The 1,741-nt window shown below is 35.6% G+C and carries 1 protein-coding gene; it reads right to left on the bottom strand.

All coding sequences use genetic code 11. The features are described from left to right. Positions 1 to 99: 99 nt before the first annotated feature. Positions 100 to 1,668 carry an IS1182 family transposase gene (locus ACFYKT_RS22265; protein WP_389224387.1) on the bottom strand — a complete coding sequence of 523 codons (1,569 nt, stop codon included), beginning with the start codon at positions 1,666 to 1,668 and terminating at the stop codon, positions 100 to 102. Positions 1,669 to 1,741 lie beyond the last annotated feature (73 nt).

Below are 1,741 nucleotides of genomic sequence, written 5' to 3'. Positions count from 1 at the left end.
GAGGCTGGGACATAACTAGCTTCAAATATAGAAAAAGGTGAATTTGAGCGCACTCAAATTCACCTTTTTCTATATTTTCGTTTAAACTCTTCTATTACCTTAGTTGTTTGCAGTGAACTTTCTTAAATTCACTGCCATTAATGCGAGCCCCATTTCGTTCTCTACCTTCGATTTTCCTCGTACAGAAAATCGAGTGAAACGCAAATTAGCCTTCAAGAATCCAAAAACTGGTTCCACATCGATTTTACGTTTTCGATAGATGGCACTTGTTTTCTCTTCTGAAAGCTTCGCTCTCACATATTCTTTTTGCTGTTCCCATTGTTCATTTACCATTAATTTTCGATTGTTGCCTTCTGTTGCTTTTGTACATGATGAACGGAATGGACATCCCGAACAATCTTCACACTCGTAGATTTTGTACTTCCTTTGGAAGCCTGTACGATCATTACGTACAGAATGATATTGAAATCCAAGACGTTTCTGATTAGGGCATGTATATGTATCTGTTTCTTCATCATACTGCCAGTTATCGGGATTAAAGGGGTTTTGTTTGTACTTTTTCTTTTGTTCCTTCAAATATTGGTTATAGGTAATAAGTGCTTCTCGTTTTCTGTTCGAAAGAATATCATTATAGTTTTGTTCACTCCCATAACCTGCATCTGCAACAATGTGTTTTGGTAACTCGAAATAATGCTGCTCGATCTCATCTAAAAATGGAATTAATGTACGTGTATCTGTTGGATTTGAAAATAAACTATAGGCGAGCGCGTATTGACCTTCTGTTGCAATTTGCACATTGTAACCAGCCTTCAATTGTCCGTTTTTCATGTAATCATCTTTCATTCGCATAAATGTTGCATCTAGATCTGTTTTAGAATAGCTATTACGTGTGCCAAAGATTTCAAAGGCTTGTTGGTATTTCTGTTTTCGTAAGAAAAAATCAAGCAACTGTTTACGCACTTGTTTCGGATATTTGCGTTCACTTCTTAAGGATTTTCGTTCTGGAATGTCTGTCGTTGCTTCAATTTGTTTATCATACTCGGTTACTACATCGTCCACTTTTTTAACCAATTGTTCGAGTTCTTCTAATGATAATTGTTCATCGCTTTCACGTTTTATTTCGGGTATGATTTCGTTCTCAAGTAGCTCGTTATATAGCTGGTTTGACTTTTCAATTAAACTTTGATGATATTTCTCAACTGATTTCTTCCACATGAACGTAAATTTATTCGCGTCCGCTTCAATCTTTGTACCATCGATAAAAATTGCTTCTTGATCGATCAGTTTTTCTTCGATTAATTGGCAACGGAATTGGACGAAACATTGACGAATTAAATCTTTAACTTCTGTTTGAACACGGAATCGATTAATCGTACGGTAACTTGGCTCATATCCTTGAGCTAGCCACATTATACGGATACTATCTTTTAATAAGGCTTCAATTTTACGCCCTGAGAAGACAGATTGCGTATAGGCACATAAGATAATTTTAAGCATCATGCGTGGATGATAGGCTGGACAGCCCTCATTTCGAAGAAATGGTTCGAACGCTTCAGGAGGAATACTTTCAACTAAATGGTGGACATGGAAGGCAATATCATTATTTTGTAATTTTACTTCTAAATCTAAAGGTAAAACTATTTGATTCATGTTATAATTTTTAAACATAAGGATCCTTCTTTCTGAGATTTGGTGTGGTAACTTTATCTTATCAGAAGTGGTCCTTATTTTTATGCAAAAA

This window comes from Cytobacillus mangrovibacter (assembly GCF_042865275.1).
Taxonomy (GTDB): domain Bacteria; phylum Bacillota; class Bacilli; order Bacillales; family Cytobacillaceae; genus Cytobacillus; species Cytobacillus mangrovibacter.
Note: the sequence above shows the minus strand (reverse complement) of the source record. Positions and strands in the feature narration are given on the sequence as shown.

What these genes read in the sequence shown, in the direction of transcription:
- ACFYKT_RS22265 (WP_389224387.1), bottom strand. Translation starts at nt 1,668, where the DNA reads ATGTTTAAAAATTATAACATGAATCAAATAGTTTTACCTTTAGATTTA.